Origin of the sequence: Rickettsia endosymbiont of Polydrusus tereticollis (genome assembly GCF_964026385.1) — a bacterium.
In the GTDB taxonomy this organism is placed as follows: domain Bacteria; phylum Pseudomonadota; class Alphaproteobacteria; order Rickettsiales; family Rickettsiaceae; genus Rickettsia.
In genome coordinates, this window is record NZ_OZ032142.1 from 1,207,343 (window position 1) to 1,224,191 (window position 16,849).

Here is a 16,849-nt window from a genome sequence, read left to right on the forward strand (position 1 = left end):
AAAATTGATCTTGCAACAAAAAAACGGACAAATTAAAGAGAGACGTTTTTAATTTTTTTATAATGTAACTCGTACTCATTTGGAGTTTGATAATTTAATGTAGAGTGCCTCCGTTTTTGGTTATAAAAAGTAAAAATATAAGTAAATATATCAAGCTTTGCTTCTTCTAAGCTTTGGTATTTTTTAAAATAAACAAGCTCAGTTTTCAGAGTGTGGAAAAAGCTTTCCATAGCAGCATTATCATAGGACACACCAGTCTTTCCATGACTTAAAACAATTCCGTGTTTTTTGGTTGCATTATAAAAGTCAAAACTAGTAAATTGGCTTCCAAGATCAGAATGATGAATAAGCCCTTTTAAGGGTTTACGTTGTAATGCAGCAGAGTTAAGAGCTTTAATTATCAAATCAGTTCTCATAGTTTCTTCTAACGCCATACCTACTACTTTCCGTGAGAACAGGTCAAGTACTATAGCAAGATAAGCCCATTTATTATTTACAGAAATATAACTTATATCAGCTACCCAAATGCTATTTGGGCTTGAGGCAGAAAAATTTTGTTTAACCAAATCTTCTCCCCTATGATAAGGTTTATCAGACTGCCTTGTAGTCTTTTTAAACTTTCTGTACATTTTTGCTTGAATGCTATTTACTTGCATTAGCCTTGCTACTCGAGGGCGTGAGCAAACAAAGCCTTGTTCTTTTAACTCTGTATGAATCCTTGGACTTCCATAAGTTTTATAACTTTCTGTAAAAATAGTTTTAATCTTACTTATCAATTCCTCATTATATTCAGCTCTTTTACTTGGCATGTGATTAATAAAATCATAATAACCACTTCTACTAACCCCTAAAATCTTAGCCATCTGATCTACACAAAAACAAGAACTATGATTCTTCATAAATTCGTACCTTTGTTTGCGGGAGCTGAAAAGATGACCACTGCTTTTTTTAGGATATCTCGCTCTTGTTTTACAAGATGTAATTCCCTCTTTAAATCTCGTACCTCTTGATTCATTACATTGCCACTACCAACAAAGCTAGCCTCTCCTTTGCCTTTGTAATTCTTAAGCCAATATCCCAAACCAGAGCGTGAAACCCCTAAATCCTTAGCAATATCATTGATGCTTTTACTACCTTTATTTGCTAAATACAGTTTTACTGCATTAATTTTAAATTCTTTATCGTATATTTTTTGACTCATTGCAAATCCTCCTAAGATTTATTTTATCTCATCTTAATTCGATTTGTACGTTTTTTTATAGCATGATCACAAAAGAAACACCACATATTAAAAGACAAGTTAAGACTCAACTGCAAATAAGTGTTGATATAGAGGACAAAGACTCTGGGATGCCAATATATGACGATTGTGGTCCAGTTTATGATTACCCTCCTCTACACCCAAGACCTGTAACTGTCATCGAAAACAAAAACTTTCATTTTCCAGTAGAACAATATCATGATGCTACCCTTTTAGGATTAAGTGAATTCCCATGCTGATTGCTCTTGCAGTAATAACGCATTTTATGGGACTGTTGCAAGATAAATGTTTTGTTTCAAATTTTCTAATTTGAGAACAAAAGTATCAGGATTTCGGGGTATATATTTTATAATTTGATCAAAAATTTTTCATCTCGCAACAGTCCCAAAATGTAATTAATTTTTACTGAAGTATTATTTATTGTATTTAAGTAATTTTTATCAATCTCATCTAACTCAAAAATAAATTGACGTTCTTCATCAGTGAGTTTAGGTATTTTATATAATTTATCGTAATCATCATCAGATAAGATTCTCAATCTTGTCATAATTTGTTATTCCAGAAACTGCTGTTTTTGATATCCCAAAATTATATTACACTTCTGTAATGTATTCTTAGTAAATATCTATTCCAAAACTAATGCCAATTGACATTAGATGAAAATACCTTATCATTTAGGTTTTTGGAACATTTTATTTAAAATAAAAAGTAAAAAATGAAATTTGGTTATGCTAGGGTTTCTAAAAATGAACAAAATTTAGATATTCAAATTCAAAAACTAACTGCTGCCGGTTGTGATGAAATTTTTAAAGAAAAAGTTTCCGGAGCAAAAGATGATAGATTAGAGTTAAACCGTCTTATCAGTAAACTCCGGAAAGGCGATACCGTGCGTGTTGTTCGGCTTGACCGCTTAGGACGAAGAACCACAAAACTAATGGAGCTTATAAATGATTTTAAAGTAAAGGGAATTGAATTTATTTCATTAGAAAATAATATTGATACCACAACTCCAATGGGAATGGCACTGTTTATAATATGTGCAGCGTTTGCTGAAATGGAAAGAGCACTTATTACCGAACGAGTTAAAGCGGGGCTTGAAGCGGCTTATCTCAAAGGTAGAAAAGGTGGAAGACCTAAAGCTCTTACTCACGAAAAGCTTAAAAAATTAAAATCATTAGCAAAATCAAAGGATTTTTCAGTAACCGAAATCTGTAATATGGTTGGGATTAGCAGATCTGTATATTATCGGGCTATTACAAACAAGCCTTAAAATATGAAAATTATGCAAAGCCGAATTCCTTGATTTAACAGGCTTTTAGAGTAATACTAGCTCATGATTTTAAAATCAATTTGTCCTCTGAAAGCCTTATAAGTAAAGGGCTAAATACCTCTTGCGAGAAAAATTGTCCTTTCCTGTAGAAAACCCCTTAAAATGGCTTAAAAGTTCTGGCGATATATGGAAGGGCATGTTTATAATTTTTCGCTCCTTATACTCTATATCTCAAAACTTCGCAATAGATGCGACAGAACCCAGATGCTCGGGTTAACTAAATTCTTTTGATTACCGACAATTATAGTCAAAATTCAATATGAGACTGATAATTTTGACAATTTGTATAAAATTTATGGCTAATATACTTGTTAATTTGATTTTCTTATTATAATCTAATCTAAATATTTAAAAACTTGAGCTATAATGAATAAAATATTGGTTACAGGAGCAGCTGGTTTAATTGGATTAGCTTTAGTAGAGAAATTAGAACAACATGGTTATGAAGTAATTTGCTGTGATATAAGGTTAAAGGATAATCCACTAAATTTTTACTCAGAACAAATTATACCGTTGCTTAATGAGTGCATTGGAATTGTTCATCTTGCAGCAATTTCAAGAGTTATTCATGGAGAACAATATCCAGATTTATGTAAGAAGGTTAATGTTGAAGATACAACAAAATTTTTAGAACTATGTAAGTTACTTCCCCATAAACCTTGGTTTATTTATGGAAGTAGTAGAGAAGTATACGGAGAACAAAGAAATTTACCAGTAACAGAATCCGCTCCTTTAAGTCCAATGAATAATTATGCTAGGGGCAAAGTATTAATAGAAGAACTTGTAGCAAATTTAGAAAATTTTGGTTTTAATATAGCAATTTTAAGGTTTTCAAATGTGTATGGTGGTTTATCAGATCATTATAATAGAGTAGTTCCAGCATTTTGTATTAACGCATTAAAAGGAGAATCTGTAAGAATAGAAGGTAAGGAATGTGTTTTTGATTTTACTTACCTAGAAGATGTAGTAGATGGTATATCTTTAACTGTTAGTCATTTGCAAAATATCAAGTCTTCCCTACCCCCAATTCATTTTACCACTTGCAGACCTTGTAGCTTGGAAGAATTAGTAAACATAACATTAGAACTGACTAATAGTAATTCAAAAGTTGATTTTCATCCTTCAAGAAATTTTGATGTAAGCCGTTTTTATGGTGATTTTGGTAGAGCTAAAAAATTACTTGGTTGGTCACCAAAACATTCTTTAGAAGATGGGTTAAGTAAATTCATAGCAAATCTTAAGAATGGTAAGAAAAAATGTCCTAAAAATTTAGATATGGTAATATATGAAAATATTGAAAGTTATTCATGGCTACCCGCCTTATTATAGTGCTGGTTCTGAAGTATATAGTCAAATCCTTGCGCGAAAATTATCTGACAATCACGAGGTGCAAGTTTTTGCTCGGCTTGAAAATAGTTTTTTACCTAGTTTTCACTACAGTACAGTTTTAGATTATGGAGATCCTAGAATTTTATTACATTTGATTAATATACCTATAACTAAATATCGTTATAAATTTATTAATGAAGAAGTAAATATAAGATTTGAAAAAATAATAGATGATTTCAAACCTGATCTTATCCATTTTGGTCACTTGAACCATTTATCTACAAGTTTACCTGAAATTGCCGCAAAAAGAGATATACCTACAGTATATACTTTACATGACTTTTGGTTAATGTGTCCAAGAGGAAGGTTCATTCAACGTAATTCTAGAGAATTACTGCAACTTTGTGATGGACAAGAGGACAAAAAATGCGCAATAGAGTGTTATAAAGGATATTTTACAGGGGATGAAGTATTTTTAAATTCAGAGATAACCTATTGGAAGCAATGGGTATCTACTAGAATGAAGCAAACTAACAAAATAGTTGATTACGTTGATTGCTTTGTTGCTCCATCAAAATTTTTGATGAATAAGTTTGTTAAAGAATTTAACATTCCACATACGAAAATTTCTTATCTTGACTATGGTTTTGATTTAAATCGTCTAAAGGATCGAAATAGAATTCCAGAAGAAGACTTTGTTTTTGGTTATATTGGTACTCATACTCCAGAGAAAGGTATAGATTTATTACTTAAAGCTTTTTCTAGTTTATTAGCAAAGGCTAAACTTAGAATTTGGGGGGTGTTAAGCCAAGAAACTGCTGGACTTAAAGCAATCGCTGATCAATTTTCACAAAAAGTCAAAGATAAGATAGAATGGGTGGGACATTACAGGAATGAAAATATAGTTACAGAGGTATTTAACAAGCTTGATGCCATTGTTGTCCCATCGATCTGGGGAGAAAATTCCCCGCTAGTTATTCATGAAGCCGAGCAATTAAGAATACCTGTAGTTACTGCTGATTATGGTGGAATGGCAGAATATGTACAAGATAGAATAAATGGATTGTTATTTAAGCATAGAGACGTAGAAAGTTTATCAGCGAAGATGGAAAACTTAGTTACAGATAAAAAACTATATACTAAACTCACCCAGAAAGGTTACCTTTACTCTGATGATGGTAACGTACCCTCTATAAATGAACATACTAAGCAACTTGAAAAAATTTATTTTAATATCATTACAAGCAAGAACAAGTCAATATCTACAAAGCCTGGACCTTGGAGAATTACTTTTGATACTAATCCAGATTATTGTAATTACGCTTGTGTCATGTGTGAATGTTTTTCTCCTTATAGTAAAGTCAAGGAAAACAAAAAAGCCAAAGGAATTAGACCTAAAATAATGCCAATTGCCACTATTAGAAAGGTAATACAAGAAACAGCTGGCACACCTTTAAGAGAAATTATCCCATCTACTATGGGAGAACCTTTAATGTATAAAAATTTTGATGAAATAATAAACATATGTCATGAATACGGATTAAAACTGAATCTAACAACTAATGGTTCTTTTCCTGCTAAGGGAGCTAAAAAATGGGCGGAGTTATTAGTACCAATTTTATCTGATATTAAAATTTCCTGGAATGGAGCGAGTAAAGAAGTACATGAGAAAATTATGATTGGCTCAAAATGGGAAGTTGTAACAGAAAATTTAAAAACCTTTCTTGATGTGCGGGATGAGTATTTTTCTAAAACAAAAAAACGTTGTAGTGTTACCCTGCAATTAACATTTTTAGAAAGTAATCTATTTGAGTTGTATGGTATAGTTAAAATGGCTATAGGGTTAGGTATTGATAGAGTTAAAGGGCATCATCTATGGGCACATTTTGAAGAAATTAAAGATTTATCAATGAGAAGGGATGAATCATCAGTAAAGAGATGGAATACTGAAGTAAAAAAATTATATGAATTAAGAGATAACATGTTATTGCCAAATGGCAAGAAAATAATATTAGAAAATTTTACTATTCTTGCTAAAGAAGGAGTAGAAGATTTAGCTCCAGGTGGTCCATGTCCGTTTTTGGGTAAAGAAGCATGGATTAATCCTGAAGGAAAATTTAGTCCTTGTTGTGCTCCTGATGATTTACGACAAAAGTTAGGAAATTTTGGTAATATAAATGAAGTAAAATTAGAAGATATATGGCAGAGTAACCAGTATAAAAACTTACAAAAAAACTATTTTAATCATGAGTTATGCAAGACATGCAATATGAGAAAACCACTGGTCAGTTAAGAGAAAATAATCAACTGAAGTTTATTAAGATTTCACCTTGTAGGCAATTTCATACGCTCCATGAGAAACCATTATATGCAGCAAGGTTTCTGCATGTAGAGAAATTTCATGAACCAGGTCTTGCTCCTGTTCATGATAAAACAGGAGCCTATCATATCAATTTAAAAGGAGAAGCGATTTATACAAAAAGGTTTAATAAAACCCATGGGTTTTATTGTGGAAGAGCAGCGGTAAAAGATGATAATAGGTGCTATCATATAGACTCTTACGGTAGTAGAATATACAAGCAATCATACCAGTGGATTGGAAATTATCAAGAAAATATTTGTGTAGTAAGAATATCTAATAAATTTTACCATATTGATTTACATGGTAATAAACTTTACCGGGAAGAATATGATTATGTTGGGGATTTCAAAGATGATATTGCGGTAATTTATAAAGATGACAAAGCTACTCATATTAATCCTCAAGGGAAATTAATACATAATAAGTGGTATAAACAGCTAGGTATTTTTCATAAAGGATTTGCCATAGCCGAAGATAATAATGGTTGGTTCCATATAGATATAGAAGGAAATGGAGTTTATTTACAAAGATATAAAACTGTTGAGCCGTTTTATAATGGACTTGCTAGAATAGAGACGTATAACAATACTTTAGGACAAATTGATACTATAGGCAATATAAGGCTTACTACTTTTACTCCAGGGACAGAATCTCAGATACATAAAATTTCTGCAGAACTTGCCGGTTTTTGGAAAACCTATTTAACAAATGTTGCTATTGAGCTTGATTTATTAAATATCTTACCAGCAACTACGGAATTATTATCTAAGAAATTAGGTATTATTGAGTCAAATTTACAGAGATTACTCAGAGCTTTGTGGGAAATAGAATTAATAGTATATAATCACAATAAAGACCTATGGCAACTCTCAGTAAAGGGAGAATTCCTAAAAGATAGCTCATTTTTGCCTCAAGCAGCAAAAATGTGGGCAAGAGTTGTTACTGAAAAAAATTGGTTAAAAATAACAGATTTATTAAAACAAAAAGCTATATATTCATTTTCATCTTTTAAGGAACAAGAAACTTCATTAAAGACAAAAACTGAATTTTATCAAGCCTTGATAGGTTATACTAAACTTGATACTAAGGAGTTTAATAACAAAATAAGTATAGAAGATAGTAAAAATATATTACTATTTGGGGTACACTCTTTAGCTTTAACTGAAGCCTTAAGAAATAAAGACATGAACACTACAAATTTAAATTATTATAATGATCAAGAAATTCCTGAGGAGTTAATAAAAGCCTATAATGTTAGCTTGAGTACCCAAGATAAATTAGCAAATTATGATTTAAGTATATTCTGTCGTTTCTTGCAAAATCAAGATGACGAGAAAGTAATATCTTATTTCAAACTTGTAAAAGATAAGAAAATAGAGCGTATTTTGCTAATTGAAACTATTTTAACTGATAGTTCTCCAATGGGAGGTGCTGTAGATATCAATATAATGGTTGAAACAGGTGGAAGATTAAGAAAATTAGATGATTGGGAAGTAATATTAGCACAAGTAGGTGGTCTAAAAATATTTGATGTTTTGCCTTTAACTAATTATTTATCAGTTATTGATATAAGGTGTCCATAATATGGAAAAATTACAAGATGATGGTTTTTTTATTATAAAAAACCTTGTTTCTTTAGACTTAATTGTCTGGTATTTGCATGATATTAAGAATAAAATAGATCGATCAGCAGAGGAGCTTAATGTATCTGTTCCAGATTATCTAAATTGTACTGGTAGATGGGGTACTCCATCACAAATTACTAAAACTATCTCAGATTTATTAAATGATACAATTAAAGATAATCTTGAAAAATTATTACAATGTCAAATACTAAACAAAAAATCAAATATTATATGTAAAACTGCTGATTTAGTTGATGCTGTACCTTTTCATCAAGATATTTCTTACAGTCCTGATAGCCCTTATCACTTTTCCGTATGGCTTGCGTTAAATGATGTTGATGAGACTTCAGGCGCTCTACAAATTATAAAAAATAGTCATAATTGGAAGATAAAACCAGCTGTTGATTTTTGGTCACCATATTTTATCGATAAATATTCAGCTAAATTAACTAATCAGCAAACTATAACATTACCTATTTCAGCAGGTGATGCAATAGTTTTTAATTCAAGATTATGGCATGGTAGTGGAGAGAATTTAGATGCTAAAGATAGGTTTGCTTATGTTACAAGATGGGTTATAAAGAATAAAGAATTTCCTGTTATTCCAAAACCTAAGCCATTAATTTTTGGTATGTATAATTGTGGTTTATTAACAGAAGATATACTTAAAAAGGCCTTATTATATTTTAATAACTACCATGATGTAAAAGAAAAAAACAAAGAAGAACTTATAAAAACTTGGTTATCTTATCTAGAAAATAATCATGATATTTCTGAAATTGACATTGCTGCAGCTAGTAAAGACCTATCTAAATTACTGATTCTTGATCAAGCTACTGTGCTACATAATGCTGGAGATATTTCTGGTAAAATATATAAAAACCTATGGTTTTCTTTTCTCAACTTTCTCAATAAAAAGGTTCAAGTATTAAAAAATCTAGAGTTACAATGAGTAAAAGTACCTTTCATGATTTAAAAAATGTTCTTTTATTTATATTAAAGATATTACCTCAATTCAAGCTAAATATAGTAATAATGTTTTTGGTATCTTTAATGTGGGCTATTGATTTATCTTTGAGAAAATATGTAATAAAGGATATTTTGGATATAGCTGTAAAATATCAAGGGGGTAGTATTATTGAACATCTTTTTTTACCTATAAGCATTTATATTTTTATGGGATTGTTTATTACTACTATTTTTAGGCTTTATGGCTATTTTGTAGATATCAAAATGGTTCCATTACTTAAAGGAAAAATAGCTGACAGAGCTTTTTATATGTTATTAAACCAAAGTCATTCTTACTTCCTAAATAATTTCTCAGGTGATTTAACGCATAAAGTAAATAATTTAATTGATAGTACAATAGAATTAATTAAGCTAATTATAGATCGTTTTTTTGCCTATAGTTTAGCATTAATTTTTGCTATTTATATTTTATCGTTAGCAAATATAAAGTTTGCGATAGCTACTTTAATTTGGGTAATTATTTTTATACTAGTTTCAATTTTATGTTTTTGAAAACTAAGTAATTTAGCTAACTGCTATTCAAGTAGCGGTACTAAAGCTACTGCCAATCTAACTGATAGCTTATCAAACATAACAATAATACGTCTATTTACTAAGCAAACTTATAAGAGGCTTAAATTTCTGCGGATTTACAAGGAAAAAATAGATACAGAAAAAAAAATGCAAAGGGCATATTTCTGGATTTGGTTCATATATGGCTATTCATTTGAATTATTACAAGCTATAAGCTTATACTTTTTAATTTATGGCTATCAATCAGGAGAGGTAGAACTCGGAGATATAGCTCTTGTACTTGGTATTAATATAGCAATAGTAGAATTCTTGAATCAACTTACTGGATATATGACTCAATTTTCTACTCATTTTGGTAAAGTTTCAGATGCTTTGTCTTCTATCAATACTAAATTAGAAATCACAAATAAAGAAAATGCAACAACACTTGAAGTCAACAAGGGAGAAATAAAATTCAAGCAAGTTTTGTTTTGTTATCCTAATAAAAAGCCTTTATTTAAAGATTTTTCAGTTACTATTAATCCTAAAGAAAAAATAGGTTTAGTAGGCCACTCCGGTAGTGGTAAATCCACTTTTATAAATTTAATCTTAAGATTATTTGAAGTTAAAGAAGGAACGATACAAATTGATAATCAATTTATAACTGATGTTACTCAAAACTCATTAAGGCAGAAAATAGCTGTAGTACCTCAAGATTTAATGTTATTTCATGATACTATTTTAGAAAATATTCGTTATGGTGGTAATAACGAGACAACTGAGCAAGCGGTAGTTCAAGCTGCTAAATTTTCAGGTATTCATAAGTTTATCAATGGTTTGCCTAAAGGCTATTATACTATAGTAGGCGAGAAAGGTTTGAAATTATCAGGGGGTGAGAGGCAAAGAATAATAATTGCGAGAGTTTTTCTTAAAAATACTCCAATATTACTTCTTGATGAGGCAACAAATCAGTTAGACTCAGTAACAGAAAAAGAAATCCAAGAAAGTTTATTTAAGTTAATGGAACATAAGACTACAATTGTAATAGCCCATCGTCTTTCTACTCTTCTTCATATGAATCGTATTTTAGTATTTGATAATGGTACAATAGTTCAAGATGGAAGTCATTCTGAATTAGTTATACAGAAGGGACTTTATCAAGATATATGGAATACTCAAACAGATGATATATTACGTTATTGACTATATTAATTATGAAAAAAGTAAAAATTATAGATTTAAGGAGTGATACTGTAACTTTACAAACCCCGGAAGTTATAGAAGCAATGAACACAGCTGTTGCAGGTGATTCTGCTTATGGTGAAGATCAAAGTTGTAATGATTTAACAGAATATTGCAAACACTTATTTAAAGTAGAGGATGCATTATTTGTTACAAGTGGTATGCTTGCAAATAGGTTAGCTATTGCCAGTCAAACAAGCTCTGGGGACGAGATAATTACTCATTATAATTATCATATAAATTTTTTTGATAGTGCCGGTAATGCAAAAGTAAGTAATATTGTATTCAACTGTATAAATAATACTAGTGGAATCTTAGAAAACAAAGACATAAAGTACGCTATTAATTCCAAGCCAAGGTATAAAATTTTTGCTCAAGTTAAGCTAGTTACCATAGAAAATAGCATAAATGGTTTTAATGGTAAGATTTATCCATTTGAAAAACAAGTAGAGTTATATAAGTATTTAAAGTCTAATAATATAAATCTTCATCTAGATGGGGCTAGGTTATTTAATAGCCATGTTGAAACAAATATTGATCTGGCAGATTATGCAAAATATACAGATACATTAAGTTTTTGTTTTTCCAAAGGGTTAGCCCGGATATTGCATGAGATATAGGAGACAAAATCCTCGTAAAGCTGTATAATACTGGTATTTCATTAGAATAATACAAAGGATTTTGTCATGACAAATTGTATAGCATATAGTTACCAGTTTTCCAAAGTAAAAAATCGGACAATAGAGATAAATTTCACTGGAGGTGATATTAGTAGCGATGGAGGTGTGTTGTTATTAAGAGAAGCAGATAAAAGGCTTGGTATAACAGAGGAGCTTGCTAAAATATTTCCTGATAGACGAGATGGTAGTAAAATTACCCATAATATGGCAACAATGCTGAGGCAACGAATTTATGGTATTGCATTAGGTTATGAAGATTTAAATGACCACAATTATCTACGAAAATGTCCTGCTATGCAAACAGCTATGGAAACAATTGATGATATGGCAAGTAGTTCTACCTTATGTCGTATAGAAAACAATGCTGATAGACACTTTGCAATTAAAGTGCATGAACTAATGCTTGATAAATTTATTAAGTCTCATAAAATAGTACCAAAGCAGCTAATACTTGATTTTGATGCTACGGATGATGAAATTCATGGGCAACAGGAAGGTAAGTTTTATCATGGTTATTACGGTCATAATTGCTTTTTACCTTTGTATGTTTTTTGTGGAAAGCATCTGTTAGTTAGTTATCTTAGGACGTCAAAGCAGGATCAAGCAAAACATTCTTGGGCAATATTATCATTGTTAGTAAAACGTTTTCGCCAAGCTTGGCCAGAGGTAAAGATTATTTTTCGTGGTGATAGTGGATTTTGTCGTCATCAGATGTTTGATTGGTGTGATATTCATAATATAAAATATATTGTAGGAATGCCCCAAAATAACAGACTAAATGAGTTACTGAAACCTACAATGGAGAAGTCAAAAGCAGCATTTATTATAACCCAAGAAAAGCAACGTCTTTTTAGTGAGTTTCCATATAAGGCTGGTAGTTGGAGTCATGAACGTAGAATAATTGGTAAGGCAGAAATGACAATGCTTGGAGAAAATCCAAGGTATATAGTAACTAATTTATCAGATAAACCTGAAGATTTATACGACAAAGTTTACTGTGGTCGTGGTGATATGGAAAACCGTATAAAAGAGCAACAACTAGAATTATTTGCAGATCGTACTTCTTGTCATAGATGGTGGGCTAATCAGCTCAGAATGATTTTATCGGGTCTTGCATACACTTTAGTAGAATATATCAGAGGTAATTTATTACAAGGTAGTGCATTAGCAAAAGCACAAATAGGTACAATACGTTTAAAATTATTAAAAATTGGGGTAGTAATTATCCGTAATACTAGGCGTATTAAGTTTTTGTTATCTTCATCATATCCTTACCGACAGGTATGGAATCATGTGATGAAGAAATTAGCATTAGAATAACCTAGATTAGCACTGTTCCCGGTGCTTAGAAAAAATGGGGTAAGGGGCATTACATCTAAAATTTGAAAATAACGGCTTCAAAGCACTTTTTGGCAAAATTTTTACAAAAGTATCATTGCTAATATTATAAATTACTCAATTTCTTACTTTAAATCTCACTTCATGCAATATCCGGGTTAGGGGCTCCATTTGGATCAATGTTAATAGGAAAAAATGAAATAATTGAAAAAGCTAGAAAATTACAAGTTTGGCTAGGTAGTGGATATCACCAAATTGGCTATTATGCTAATGCAGCAAAATATGTGCTTCAGAATAATATATCCAGGCTCAAAGATGACAATAAGCTTGCTAAATTATTTTGTGATGGCATCAAAGAAATCCAACATATAAAATTAATCTATCCATATCCTGAAACTAACATAGTAAGTTTTAGTATAAAAGAATTAAACATTACTAACGATATTTTTCTGAATGAGTGTCAAACTTATGGCTTGCTGTTATTTCCTTGGCTCCAGCATCATATTAGAGCAGTAATTCATCTAGGTATAACTAGATTAGACATTGCAAATGCTATTGGAATTATACAAAAGGTAGTTTTAGTTTATAAAAAGTAATATGAAAATGGAAATCGACTTTTTCAGTGATTCAAATACTAATCCTTCTATTGAGATGAGAAAAGCTATGACAAGAGCTGAAGTTGGTAATGAAGTTGCAGGTGAAGATCCAACTGTAAATGAGTTAATAGAAGAAACCTGTAAAATATTAGGAAAGCCCGCGGGGATATTTTTAGTTTCAGGTACAATGTGTAATGTAATTGCATATAAAACTCATATAAAAAATCCTGGAGATTATTTAATACTTGATGAAACATCACACCCATTATTAGTACAATCAGGTCTTATTGCTGGCCAAGCACATGCTACTCCATTACCAATAAAAGGAAACAGAGGTATATTTACAGCAGACCAAATTAGAGAGTTTGTTACCCGTCCTAACTTAAGGAACATACCAAAAGCTAGATTAGTATCAATTGAACAAACAACAAACTTTGGTGGTGGTGCTGTATGGCCTTTAGAATATATTAAGGATATTTCTAAATTATGTAGAGCAAATAATGTATTAACCCATTTAGATGGAGCTAGATTATTTAATGCCTGCACTTATACTAAGATTTCTTCAAAAGAATATGCGGATTATTTTGACTCTGTATTTGTTGATTTTAGTAAAGGACTGGGAGCCCCTATGGGTGCTGTACTAGTTGGTAGTAAGGAATTTATAGAACAGGCTTGGTACTATAAATTTCAAATTGGCGGTGGAATGCATCAAGCGGGTATTATTGCGGCTGGCTGCTTGTATGGCTTAAAGAATAATATAAATTCCTTAGAGGAAGATCATAAAAAAACAAATTATCTAGTGGAATGTTTGAGTAAAATAGAACAAATTGATATAGATTCAAATTTGTATAAAACAAATATAGCATATTTTACATTAGTCAATACCTCTGTATCTGAAAAACAACTAGTAGATATATTAATAAAAGAATACAGGATAAGGATGCCTATCGTATTGAGTAAGATTAGAGTTATAACTCATAGGGATATAAGTTATAAGGATATTGATACCACTGTATTGGCTATAAAAAAGATTTTAGGTTGTGTATAAACGTATAGGCTGCCAACCATATGGAAAAGCTTTTGCAGCAAGTTGAGAGGACACATCCAATATTACGGAATAACTTTTAACATTAAAACAGTAGAGAATTTTGTATGGAAAGCAGTAGCAATAATGTTCAAATGGCTAAATCGTCGTAGTCAGAGAAAATCATTTAGTTGGGAGAAATTTAAGTTATTTATAGAACGCAACCCATTACTAAGGGTAAAAATCTACCACGCCTTAACATAAGTAAAAGACCATGTGAATGATGATATCCTGAGCCCATTGCCTTAATAGGGTATGATGAGGTTCTCACGAGGGGCGTAAGGGGTAACTTTTACGTCTACCCACTTATGCGGCGTATGGCGAAGTATTTACAAACCCAAGGGTTTGCAGTAGGACGCAGCGGTGTAAGGCGTTACTACCGGATAATGGGACTTGCAGCTGTTTATCCTTATAACAGACAAAGAATGCATCAAGCTTTGGATTATAAGACTCCAGAATTTATATATTTTGAGAAAAATATTGTATTAAAATCATTAATTTATGAGAATTCTATCCAATATATCTGTTTTTTTTTCTAGACAAATTAGACCATCATCAAGAGTTGATATAGAGTATAGATTGATAGAATCCCAAAAAGATATGATTAAGTTGTATGATCTGTCAACAGTTTTCCGGACAGTTTTTTACGCACATTTTTGTATTTTTTCGTATTGTACTGGTGATAGATAATCGTTAGCAGAATGCATTCTTATACGATTATAAAATACCTCTATATATTCAAATATAGCATGTTTTGCTTCCTCCCTAGTTTTAAATTTATGTTGATAAATTAATTCTGTTTTTATAGTATGAAAAAAGCTTTCAGCAACAGCATTATCCCAGCAATTTCCTTTACGACTCATACTCTGTATAATACCATGTTGTTTTATAAGTTTTAAATGACTATCAGAACAATATTGGCTACCTCTATCAGTATGCCAAATAAGCTTTTTAGGTGGTTTACGTTGCCATATTGCCATTAGCAAAGCATTATTAACTAAATCAGCTTTCATATTACTATTCATTGACCAGCCTATTACTTTTCTAGAAAATAGATCAATAACTGTTGCTAAATATAACCATCCTTCTCCAGTTGGGATATAGGTGATATCACCAACCCAATAACAATTAACATTAGAAACTTTAAACTGTCTATCCAATAAATTAGGAGCAACTTGCTTATTATGCTTAGAATCAGTAGTTGCTTTAAATTTATACTTAGTTTTACATACTAAGCCAGCTTCATTCATTAGTCTTGTAATTCTCCTACGACTAACAATTATGCCTTGCCTCAACAAAGCCTTTTTAATGGGTCTAGATCCATAATTTCGTCTACCTTCCTGAAAAATAGCTCTAACCTTACAGGTTAATTCTCTATTTTCTTTATCCCTATTGCATCCAGGGTTATTTAACCACTCATAATAACCGCTACGTGATACCTTCATACATTTGCACATAATTGCAATTGAGAAATCATCTTGATGCTTCTTTATCCATGCATACCTTACAGGGACTCTTTTGCAAAGTACGCTGCAGCCTTTTTGAGGTGGTACCCTTTGTCTAGACAAATTTTTTAAATTTTAGAGGTGTAATTCTCCTGTATTAATGTATTGGTTTTTCAAAGTAAAGTTTGCATTTTCTATGTCATATAGCCTCTTGATAATTTTCTAGTTTTTCTGCAAAATGTATCATTTCAGGTGTCTTATATTCAAGCGATTGATGAGGTCTTTGCTGATTATAAAATTCTATATAATCTCTGATAGCTATCTTTGCTTCACGTACTGTTTCAAGATCAAAACGATAAATCTTCTCTTGTTTCAAAGATCGCCAAAAACGTTCAATAAATACATTATCTAAGGCTCTGCCTTTGCCGTCCATACTAATAGCTATGCCTTGTTGCTCAAGTATTTGAGTAAAATCTTTTGATGTAAATTGTACTCCTTGATCCGTATTAAAAATGTCAGGCTTGCCATGTATAGATATTGCTTCATTTAGAGCTTCAATACAAAAATCATTTTCTAAACTAATCGACACCCGCCAACTCAAAATATAACGACTATACCAATCCATTATAGCAACCAAATATACAAAACCTTGCTTTAATCTTATGTAAGTAATATCTGCACAGTAAACTTGATTGGAGCAAACCACCTCTATATTATTTAATAGATATGGGTATACTTTATGAGCCTGATTCCTACGGCTTAAATTAATCTTTGGGTATACTGCTTCAATACCAAGTATTTTATAATATTTTCTTATCATCTTACGACTAACATTTAACCCTTCGGATTTTAGGACATGAGACATTCTTCTAGTACCATAATAGGGATGCTCTGTAAAAATCTCATCAATTCTGTTCAGTACTCTATACTCCTTATCATCTAAGGTATTCCTAGCTCGGTAGTAGTAACTTGAGCGGTTTAAATCTAAAAGTTTGCATTGTCTTGCTATGGTTAAATTTGAAGCATAACTTATCAT

General features: G+C 31.1%; 15 protein-coding genes and 3 pseudogenes. 13 read left to right on the forward strand and 5 right to left on the reverse strand.

Annotation, left to right across the window (positions count from 1 at the left end; translation table 11 throughout):
* Positions 1-32: 32 nt before the first annotated feature.
* Entirely contained in the window at positions 33-983 is a 951-nt protein-coding gene (locus AAGD48_RS05870) for an IS3 family transposase (RefSeq protein ID WP_341790717.1), read from the reverse strand.
* Positions 896-1,201 carry a transposase gene (locus AAGD48_RS05875; protein ID WP_341789367.1) on the reverse strand — a complete coding sequence of 102 codons (306 nt, stop codon included), beginning with the start codon at positions 1,199-1,201 and terminating at the stop codon, positions 896-898. The genes AAGD48_RS05870 and AAGD48_RS05875 overlap by 88 nt, the downstream gene beginning before the upstream one ends.
* 62 nt (positions 1,202-1,263) lie before the next feature.
* Here AAGD48_RS05875 and AAGD48_RS05880 point away from each other — a divergent pair, with 62 nt between their 5' ends.
* The gene (locus AAGD48_RS05880) at positions 1,264-1,500 is read left to right on the forward strand and encodes a hypothetical protein (protein WP_341789368.1); all 237 of its coding nucleotides are present in this window, start codon (positions 1,264-1,266) and stop codon (positions 1,498-1,500) included.
* 107 nt (positions 1,501-1,607) lie between these two features.
* Here AAGD48_RS05880 and AAGD48_RS05885 read toward each other — a convergent pair whose 3' ends face one another.
* Positions 1,608-1,808, reverse strand: coding sequence for a hypothetical protein (locus AAGD48_RS05885; protein ID WP_341789369.1), 201 nt, complete (start codon positions 1,806-1,808; stop codon positions 1,608-1,610).
* Positions 1,809-1,976: 168 nt separating this feature from the next.
* Here AAGD48_RS05885 and AAGD48_RS05890 point away from each other — a divergent pair, with 168 nt between their 5' ends.
* The 12 genes and pseudogenes from AAGD48_RS05890 to AAGD48_RS05945 all read left to right on the forward strand — a co-directional run bounded on the left by AAGD48_RS05890 (position 1,977) and on the right by AAGD48_RS05945 (position 14,332).
* Entirely contained in the window at positions 1,977-2,531 is a 555-nt protein-coding gene (locus tag AAGD48_RS05890) for a recombinase family protein (protein WP_341789370.1), read from the forward strand.
* Between the two features lie 426 nt (positions 2,532-2,957).
* On the forward strand, positions 2,958-3,920 hold the full coding sequence (locus AAGD48_RS05895; RefSeq protein ID WP_341789371.1) for an NAD(P)-dependent oxidoreductase: 963 nt from the start codon (positions 2,958-2,960) through the stop codon (positions 3,918-3,920).
* Positions 3,877-6,213, forward strand: coding sequence for a glycosyltransferase (locus AAGD48_RS05900; RefSeq protein ID WP_341789372.1), 2,337 nt, complete (start codon positions 3,877-3,879; stop codon positions 6,211-6,213). The genes AAGD48_RS05895 and AAGD48_RS05900 overlap by 44 nt, the downstream gene beginning before the upstream one ends.
* Positions 6,174-7,865, forward strand: coding sequence for a WG repeat-containing protein (locus AAGD48_RS05905; RefSeq protein ID WP_341789373.1), 1,692 nt, complete (start codon positions 6,174-6,176; stop codon positions 7,863-7,865). The genes AAGD48_RS05900 and AAGD48_RS05905 overlap by 40 nt, the downstream gene beginning before the upstream one ends.
* Position 7,866: 1 nt before the next feature.
* Positions 7,867-8,859 (forward strand): phytanoyl-CoA dioxygenase family protein, encoded by a 993-nt coding sequence (locus AAGD48_RS05910; RefSeq protein WP_341789374.1) that lies wholly within the window; start codon positions 7,867-7,869, stop codon positions 8,857-8,859.
* A complete protein-coding gene (locus tag AAGD48_RS05915; protein WP_341789375.1) occupies positions 8,856-9,428 on the forward strand; it encodes a hypothetical protein in 573 nt (190 codons plus the stop codon). Before AAGD48_RS05910 ends, AAGD48_RS05915 begins: the two co-directional genes overlap by 4 nt.
* Positions 9,429-9,446: 18 nt before the next feature.
* A pseudogene (locus tag AAGD48_RS05920) lies at positions 9,447-9,716 on the forward strand (ABC transporter transmembrane domain-containing protein); the annotation flags it as partial.
* Positions 9,717-9,758: 42 nt separating this feature from the next.
* Positions 9,759-10,631 carry an ABC transporter ATP-binding protein gene (locus AAGD48_RS05925; protein ID WP_341790753.1) on the forward strand — a complete coding sequence of 291 codons (873 nt, stop codon included), beginning with the start codon at positions 9,759-9,761 and terminating at the stop codon, positions 10,629-10,631.
* Positions 10,632-10,642: 11 nt separating this feature from the next.
* Positions 10,643-11,266, forward strand: a pseudogene (locus AAGD48_RS05930) (threonine aldolase family protein); the annotation flags it as partial.
* Between the two features lie 90 nt (positions 11,267-11,356).
* The gene (locus AAGD48_RS05935) at positions 11,357-12,670 is read left to right on the forward strand and encodes an IS1380 family transposase (protein ID WP_341789277.1); all 1,314 of its coding nucleotides are present in this window, start codon (positions 11,357-11,359) and stop codon (positions 12,668-12,670) included.
* Between the two features lie 170 nt (positions 12,671-12,840).
* Positions 12,841-13,284, forward strand: a pseudogene (locus AAGD48_RS05940) (beta-eliminating lyase-related protein); the annotation flags it as partial.
* A gap of 1 nt (position 13,285) precedes the next feature.
* On the forward strand, positions 13,286-14,332 hold the full coding sequence (locus AAGD48_RS05945) for a threonine aldolase family protein (RefSeq protein WP_341789376.1): 1,047 nt from the start codon (positions 13,286-13,288) through the stop codon (positions 14,330-14,332).
* A gap of 680 nt (positions 14,333-15,012) precedes the next feature.
* Here the strand turns inward: AAGD48_RS05945 and AAGD48_RS05950 are convergent.
* Positions 15,013-15,936, reverse strand: a complete 924-nt coding sequence (locus tag AAGD48_RS05950; protein WP_341789377.1) for an IS3 family transposase — start codon at positions 15,934-15,936, stop codon at positions 15,013-15,015.
* Between the two features lie 76 nt (positions 15,937-16,012).
* Positions 16,013-16,849: an IS3 family transposase gene (locus AAGD48_RS05955; RefSeq protein ID WP_341789327.1), complete on the reverse strand. Its 837-nt coding sequence runs from the start codon at positions 16,847-16,849 to the stop codon at positions 16,013-16,015.

Bases quoted from the DNA above. Each gene is read 5' to 3' on its own strand.
- AAGD48_RS05875 (WP_341789367.1), bottom strand. From the start codon at position 1,201: ATGAGTCAAAAAATATACGATAAAGAATTTAAAATTAATGCAGTAAAA.
- AAGD48_RS05880 (WP_341789368.1), top strand. From the start codon at position 1,264: ATGATCACAAAAGAAACACCACATATTAAAAGACAAGTTAAGACTCAA.
- AAGD48_RS05885 (WP_341789369.1), bottom strand. From the start codon at position 1,808: ATGACAAGATTGAGAATCTTATCTGATGATGATTACGATAAATTATAT.
- AAGD48_RS05890 (WP_341789370.1), top strand. From the start codon at position 1,977: ATGAAATTTGGTTATGCTAGGGTTTCTAAAAATGAACAAAATTTAGAT.
- AAGD48_RS05895 (WP_341789371.1), top strand. From the start codon at position 2,958: ATGAATAAAATATTGGTTACAGGAGCAGCTGGTTTAATTGGATTAGCT.
- AAGD48_RS05900 (WP_341789372.1), top strand. From the start codon at position 3,877: ATGAAAATATTGAAAGTTATTCATGGCTACCCGCCTTATTATAGTGCT.
- AAGD48_RS05905 (WP_341789373.1), top strand. From the start codon at position 6,174: ATGCAAGACATGCAATATGAGAAAACCACTGGTCAGTTAAGAGAAAAT.
- AAGD48_RS05910 (WP_341789374.1), top strand. From the start codon at position 7,867: ATGGAAAAATTACAAGATGATGGTTTTTTTATTATAAAAAACCTTGTT.
- AAGD48_RS05915 (WP_341789375.1), top strand. From the start codon at position 8,856: ATGAGTAAAAGTACCTTTCATGATTTAAAAAATGTTCTTTTATTTATA.
- AAGD48_RS05935 (WP_341789277.1), top strand. From the start codon at position 11,357: ATGACAAATTGTATAGCATATAGTTACCAGTTTTCCAAAGTAAAAAAT.
- AAGD48_RS05945 (WP_341789376.1), top strand. From the start codon at position 13,286: ATGAAAATGGAAATCGACTTTTTCAGTGATTCAAATACTAATCCTTCT.
- AAGD48_RS05955 (WP_341789327.1), bottom strand. From the start codon at position 16,849: ATGATAAGTTATGCTTCAAATTTAACCATAGCAAGACAATGCAAACTT.